Below are 6,303 nucleotides of genomic sequence, written 5' to 3' on the forward strand. Positions count from 1 at the left end.
CCTAAGGCCAACAACAAAATAAAGCAATCGCCCCGCCAGCCAGGTTGCCATTGACAATGCAGGCAGCTTTCTTTGCGTATTCTATGAATCGCCAGTGAAGGGCGCCTGCTTTATTTAACGACCGTTGTAAGTAATTGAACAGCCCTTTAAGCAAACTAATCCAGTGAGCAAAATCGACGAAATATTAGACTTGCAAGATGATAGTAAAATCATTTTAGGGATTAGCCAGTTTGTCAATGGAAAAATGGGTGCAGAGGCAGATTTGAATAACTTATCTGCTCCTGAAAAGGTGTTTGTCTACATTGACTACCTGGACAGACAAGTTAATAATGGCGGATTTCACCAATTCTTCTTTAACTCAACTGGAGAGTATGCCCATGAAGTACTTGATGCTTACGAAGCAATTGGTGCTCATAAAACTGCTGACATCATTGAAAGGGCAATAAAACTGTTCCCAGTATTACCAATTCCTAAGGACACATTAGTACGTAGGACTGTAATGCTGGACTTGACGGAAGAAATAGAGGATGCATGGAATTCGCTTGATGATGAATTCTATAAATATGAAGATGATGTGCTCAGGCTGTTGATTGAATTCCTCAGGTCGAATAATAAATAAAATAAACTACTTACAACAACAGAATAAAGCAAGCTCCCCCAGCTCATTCAGCCATTGACAATGCTATTGTCTACCTTTGCGTACGCTCAGCAAAGGCCGGTGAGGGTCGCCTGCTTTATTCAATGGACGTTATGTGTAATGCAATAAAGATGAACTAGCGAAGTCATGGAAAAACAAACCGGATTGAATTCAGCGCTGACAGATTTTACTAAAGTAGCAAATCAAATGAATCTTATTCCGGATTACTTAAAAGAGATGATTGAATTTCAAAACAGCTTCAAATCTCGACTACCATCATTCGAAATCCCAAAGTTTGAATTTCCAAAATTAAGCCTGCCAGAGTTTAAGCCTTTGATTAATTCAGAACTTTTAGATGCAATTAATAAAATTTCCGAAACTGCTCAATCATTAAAGAACCATCCAGAGTTGCAGTTTGGCTTTATTACAGATTTAGAAGTCCTGAACCTTAAATCAGCAGAAGAACTAAAGGAAACCTTGACCCATGATTTAACAGTTGATGATATAAAAGCTAAGGAGGATATTTTAAACCAGAATTTGCTTCCTTATCTAGAAAAGCTAAAATTAGATTCTATCTGGCTAGGTGCTAATTATGCCCTTGATTCTGAATCTAATCCTGATAAAATAAGGCACTGTCTGATTTCCTTACGAACAATATTAGAATATCTGATTGACCATAAATTAGCGCCAAATTCAGAATTAAAAGATTCTGAAATGTTCAAAAAAGAATTTAAGAATTATCATTTACGTAAGGAGCCATTAGAAAAGGTAAGAATTAAAAGAGCAAAGAAAATAGAATACTTTACCTCAAAGATTCGCTTTGGAATGCTTGAAGAGTTCACAAAAAAAGAGATAGATTATATATGTGAATGTTATACTGTCTTATGCAACATTCATAATCCGGAGATTGGCATAACTGAAAATCAGGTAAGGAGCTTAAAAGTTAAGACAGGAATAACTATCTGGCTCTTAGCTTACATTCATCAGATATTAGAAAATTAAAAAAAAACACTACACATAACAACAGAATAAAGCAAGCTCCCTCAGTTCGTTCAGCCATTGACAATGCAGGCAGTTAGCTTTGCGAACGTATAGTAAAGGCCGGTGAAGGTCGCCTGCTTTATTCAATGGACGTTACCATGCATTAAAACAATGGAAATCTCATACAGACCATATAATGCAGACGAAGTAAAGCTTTTAAAGAGCTATAAGTTTTCAGCCTGGAAGCATTTCGAAAATTTTGGAATGAAGCTAGTAGGCTTTACTTTTCTGTTTGTTGCTCCGTTGCTACTCTATGAAGGTTTTGTCGCTGAAGTCCCCCCGGATGTAGAACTACCAATTGTTATTGTTCTTGCAATGGCTGCTGTCGGACTGACTATCTATTTCATGAACAGAATGGGTGAATTAACTCATAACCGACAAATAGAACAGGACATTAGAACAGGTGAAGCAGAGGTAATCAAAGTCAGGACTGACTACGTGCTTAAAAGAAAAGAATATGAAGATTTAGGCTCTGGCTTTTATTTGAAAATAGATGATAGAAGGACGCTTTACCTTCAGGGGCAGTATCTTGATGAGCTTCAGTACTCAAAGAAGTTTCCCAATACTGACTTTGAAATCATTCGTTCTAAGAAAAACAAGGAGCTGTTAGATATAAAACCAAATGGTGAATATTTGAAGCCAGCTCGAAAACTAAAACCATTCACAAAAGAGCAGTTTGAAAGCGGTAACATCCATGAAGACGGAGAAATATTGCACTTGCCGATAGAAGAAATAAAATAAAAAACGCATGGTAACAACAGAATAAAGCAAGCTCCCACAGCGCATTCAGCCATTGACAATGCTATTGTCTACCTTTGCGTACGATCAGCAAAGGCTGGTGAAGGTCGCCTGCTTTATTCAATGGACGTTGGGAGCAACATAATCGCATGATACAGTCAAGGCATAAATCAAAGTTATTGATAGTTAGATTCTTGCTGCTGACATTAGGTATAGCAATGCTTATCTTTGCTCTAAGCCAGATTTTAGCGTTCACTAATGGAGATGAAAGCGCAAACTTTGGCAAAGCTATGATGCTGACTCTGGTGGCGGTTCCTCTTATACACTCTATGGTAGATTCTCTCAAAAGCGTAACGGTAGACACGATTTCTGGTAAATTAAAAATCACCTATATGGGGATCTATGAAGAGACGCTGACTAGACAAGATATTATTGGATATCAAACAAGACCATTCATTAATAGAACAGGTACTTTCAATGGAATACTGATAGAATTAAAATCAGGTCAGCAGTATCAATTCACTGAACAGGAGTTTCAAAATTATTCGGATATAGAGAATGCATTAGCTCAGTTGTCTTTCTATAGAGGAGATTTAGAATTAAAATATCTAACTCCCGCAATCAAAATACTCATAGGATACTTCTGTACGGTAATTATGATTGTGGTGCTTTACGAAATTTATAAATAATAAGCTGCTCCCAACAACAGAATAAAGCAAATGCCCCAACAGCATTCAGCCATTGACAATGCAGGCAGCAATTTTTGCGTACATTCATCAAACGACAGTGAAGGGCATCTGCTTTATTCAATGGACGTTGGTTGCAATAAAAAATAGCATGAAGCATATAGCTCCAGAATACACGAAGAAATCTTTTCATTGTTCCCATTGTGGAGTTTTGGCAGAACAGACTTGGTCTACAAGTATAAATTGTCATTACCAAGGCAGATTGCCAAATGGGCATTTAGGTCCAACTAGTTACAGCTTAAGTAAAACAGGCATAGCTAAATGTAAACACTGTGAACAGGTGTCTATTTGGATCGATGAGAAAGTTGTCTATCCTCTGACAGGTAATATTGAAGTCGCTAATGAGGACTTGCCTGAAGAGATAAAGAAAGATTACAACGAGGCTAAAAACATTGTCAATGTTTCACCCAGAGGTGCAGCTGCTTTACTACGACTTGCAATTCAAAAGCTTTGCATCCACTTAGGTGAAAAAGGGAAAAATATAAATGAAGATATAGCTTCATTAGTTAAAAAAGGTCTTCCACAGACAATGCAGCAAGCTCTTGATAGTGTCAGAGTTGTTGGGAATAATGCCGTACATCCTGGAGTTATTGATTTTGACGATAATTCAGATACTGCTTATGCATTATTTGGCTTTGTTAATATCATCGCAGATGTACTTATTACGCAACCTAAAAGGATCAGAGAGTACTATGAGAAACATGTTCCCGAAGGAGTAAGGCAAAAGATTGAAGAGAGAGATAAAAAATAACTGCAACCAACAACAGAATAAAGCAAGCTCCCCCAGCTCACTCAGCCATTGACAATGCTATTGCCTACCTTTGCGTGGGCAAAGCGAAGGCCGGTGAAGGTCGCCTGCTATATTCAACGGACGTTATATGCGATTTTGAATAATGCCGTACAAATGACAAAGGAAGAAATTAAAGCTACTGCTCGGAACGAAGAAAATATTTTGACTTTCAGTATTTATTCTAAAGCATTTGACAAAGAAATGTTACAAAGGATCTATATTCCGACCTTGAACTGGCAGACGGGCGAACAAGAACAAGACTTAAATAAAATTGTAACTAATTACGTAACAGATTGTATAAATAACTTCCTTGAATTAGACAAGTCAAAATTCATTGATAAATTAAAGGACGAAATTTATAAGATATTTGAAATAGTAATCGAAGCCACAAGTTATGCTCAAGTTCCTGATGAATTAATTAAAAAGCATGGCAATACAGAAGCAAATAGAATATTTTTTAATGGTATGACAAAGGATTCTGTTTTCTCTACATGTAACTTTTACGAAGCATATTATACTCAGGATTCAGGACCTGAATTAAGATTTTCTGTTTTTGTAAATATTGATTGGGAAAGTGAACACGGCTTAAGACTTTTTTTTGAAAACGGACATTTGGTAAACATAGAATAAAATATAAACCGCATATAACACTATATAAAAAAGAGCAGCGGGTTCAGTGGTTCGGTTACGTCAGTGCTTTTAGCTGGCTTAGGTTTCATGGGATACTTTATTGCTTTTAAATCCGCTGCCCGTTTTTTATACTAAACGTTGGCGGCAAGCACAGAACAAAGTAATCAAAGTATGGCATATGGCACATTTGAAAGACGCAAGAAAAGAACTTATGGATCAATTACTATTTGTTCTTGACCACTCAATGACATTGAAGAAAGACGGAGTTGATCCAATGATACCATTCTCATCAATAGTAAAAGGCGAAAATAAGGTGCTCAAAACCTTTGTAGCTGACACTCTAGATTATGCCCAAAAAATGTTTGAGAAAACAATAAATGATGAGGATCCAGACATTGCAGTTATGGCGTCCGATACATACTTAACAATTGGAGGTGAAAAAAGTGACGCTGTACTTATAAAAGCTTACGACAAACAGGACAATAATATTTATATAGTAGGACAACGATTCAAGCCAAAATCTTCAACAATGGACTTTGAAATAATTGGTAATCCAGCATTTCTTGGGACTGAAGACAACAACTTACGACCAAAGGGTGACGAAAAGAAAAAAGATGCTGGTAAGAAAAAATGGAAATTGTGGTAGTGCCAGCCGCCAACAGCAGCTATTTGCAATGGCTGGGTGACGTGTAGATAAGAAGTTTTATCTTCACTATTACGTTCGGTCACGGTGGACAAATACGTTTTCAAAAGCCAGCCACTGCAAATAGCCAAACGTTGGGGGCAACTAAAAAAGCATGGAGCATTACAACAACGTAAAAGCATTAATCCAATCAAAAAAGCTAACTGAGGCTGTACAATATTGTGAGGATGAGCTTAAGAAATATCCTTCCACAGATTTTCATTGGATACTGAATCGAGATTTACTCCACCTGAAGGAAGAATTATTCAGATTTATAGATATCAATTTTGGTGATAAGCCACAGCTGTTAGAAGCAAAAGCATTCTATTCAGAATTGAACGGATTTTCAATAAATTGGGATAAGTGGTTTTTTGATGTCTCAGCCTATGACACACTAGAGGACTATCAAGATGAAAGTTCAGATTGGCTTGGTCAAGGATTTTGGGGATCTACCGATCCAGAATATTTAGTAGTAAGTGGGTGGGAGCGTTTACAAGAAGTATTTAAGGACTTTCAAAAAAATAAAAGATATAAAGACAAGCAAATGTCAGCTGTCTCTGAACTAGCACAATTCTTAGTTGTACTTCGTTTACAAGAACTTTTTGATAAGACAATCAGTCATGGTAAGCAGTTAGGACTAAAATGGGCAAATTTACCTTGGGGAGTGACAGCACATGGTTACTACTTGGTTTATGAAATAAATAATAATTAAGCTGCCCCCAACAACAGTAACTGTTGCACAACTCCCTGAAAAAGTAGGCTGATCGTTAATTTTTCTAACACCAGCTGCTTCTAAACTTTCCAATCAGATCAGGTTTCACCAGAAACAACCAAAAAACAGCCTGCACAGCCGCTACAGGGGCTACCAGAGCGGCTGTTTTTCTTCTTTGGAAGCAGAAGTTGATCCATTTCTTGAGGTTGTAGGCACAGGCGGCACAGAGCATCTTTTTATCCGCTGAAAGGATGCCCCTGGTGTTGAGTTTTGACAGGCCCATGTAGTTGATCAGGGTACCAAACACAGGCTCTACCGTTGAAGATC

General features: G+C 37.4%; 9 protein-coding genes. 8 read left to right on the forward strand and 1 reads right to left on the reverse strand.

All coding sequences use genetic code 11. The annotated features are described in order from the left end of the window. The first annotated feature begins 163 nt into the window (after nucleotides 1-163). The 8 genes from KWJ01_RS27745 to KWJ01_RS27780 all read left to right on the forward strand — a co-directional run bounded on the left by KWJ01_RS27745 (nucleotide 164) and on the right by KWJ01_RS27780 (nucleotide 5,976). Nucleotides 164-619, forward strand: coding sequence for a DMP19 family protein (locus KWJ01_RS27745; protein WP_225000413.1), 456 nt, complete (start codon nucleotides 164-166; stop codon nucleotides 617-619). A 165-nt stretch (nucleotides 620-784) separates the two neighbouring features. Further along, nucleotides 785-1,639 carry a hypothetical protein gene (locus KWJ01_RS27750; RefSeq protein WP_225000414.1) on the forward strand — a complete coding sequence of 285 codons (855 nt, stop codon included), beginning with the start codon at nucleotides 785-787 and terminating at the stop codon, nucleotides 1,637-1,639. A 150-nt stretch (nucleotides 1,640-1,789) separates the two neighbouring features. After that, complete coding sequence (locus KWJ01_RS27755) at nucleotides 1,790-2,419, forward strand: hypothetical protein (RefSeq protein WP_225000415.1); 630 nt, start codon at nucleotides 1,790-1,792, stop codon at nucleotides 2,417-2,419. 146 nt (nucleotides 2,420-2,565) lie between these two features. Continuing rightward, nucleotides 2,566-3,105 carry a hypothetical protein gene (locus KWJ01_RS27760; protein ID WP_225000416.1) on the forward strand — a complete coding sequence of 180 codons (540 nt, stop codon included), beginning with the start codon at nucleotides 2,566-2,568 and terminating at the stop codon, nucleotides 3,103-3,105. A 58-nt stretch (nucleotides 3,106-3,163) separates the two neighbouring features. After that, entirely contained in the window at nucleotides 3,164-3,913 is a 750-nt protein-coding gene (locus KWJ01_RS27765; protein WP_225000417.1) for a DUF4145 domain-containing protein, read from the forward strand. Between the two features lie 153 nt (nucleotides 3,914-4,066). Then, a complete protein-coding gene (locus KWJ01_RS27770; RefSeq protein WP_225000418.1) occupies nucleotides 4,067-4,582 on the forward strand; it encodes a hypothetical protein in 516 nt (171 codons plus the stop codon). A 178-nt stretch (nucleotides 4,583-4,760) separates the two neighbouring features. Then, nucleotides 4,761-5,228, forward strand: coding sequence for a hypothetical protein (locus tag KWJ01_RS27775; RefSeq protein ID WP_225000419.1), 468 nt, complete (start codon nucleotides 4,761-4,763; stop codon nucleotides 5,226-5,228). 151 nt (nucleotides 5,229-5,379) lie between these two features. Next, nucleotides 5,380-5,976, forward strand: a complete 597-nt coding sequence (locus KWJ01_RS27780; protein ID WP_225000420.1) for a hypothetical protein — start codon at nucleotides 5,380-5,382, stop codon at nucleotides 5,974-5,976. Nucleotides 5,977-6,040: 64 nt separating this feature from the next. On the opposite strand, the gene KWJ01_RS27785 is transcribed toward KWJ01_RS27780, so the two are convergent. After that, on the reverse strand, nucleotides 6,041-6,303 hold a 263-nt coding region (locus tag KWJ01_RS27785; RefSeq protein ID WP_225000421.1), incomplete at its 5' end, for a transposase.

The organism is Cesiribacter sp. SM1, assembly GCF_020178975.1.
Lineage (GTDB): Bacteria > Bacteroidota > Bacteroidia > Cytophagales > Cyclobacteriaceae > Cesiribacter.

Coding starts and splice junctions, on each gene's coding strand:
- KWJ01_RS27770 (WP_225000418.1), top strand. CDS start 4,067: ATGACAAAGGAAGAAATTAAAGCTACTGCTCGGAACGAAGAAAATATT.
- KWJ01_RS27765 (WP_225000417.1), top strand. CDS start 3,164: ATGCAGGCAGCAATTTTTGCGTACATTCATCAAACGACAGTGAAGGGC.
- KWJ01_RS27760 (WP_225000416.1), top strand. CDS start 2,566: ATGATACAGTCAAGGCATAAATCAAAGTTATTGATAGTTAGATTCTTG.
- KWJ01_RS27750 (WP_225000414.1), top strand. CDS start 785: ATGGAAAAACAAACCGGATTGAATTCAGCGCTGACAGATTTTACTAAA.
- KWJ01_RS27755 (WP_225000415.1), top strand. CDS start 1,790: ATGGAAATCTCATACAGACCATATAATGCAGACGAAGTAAAGCTTTTA.
- KWJ01_RS27775 (WP_225000419.1), top strand. CDS start 4,761: ATGGCACATTTGAAAGACGCAAGAAAAGAACTTATGGATCAATTACTA.
- KWJ01_RS27780 (WP_225000420.1), top strand. CDS start 5,380: ATGGAGCATTACAACAACGTAAAAGCATTAATCCAATCAAAAAAGCTA.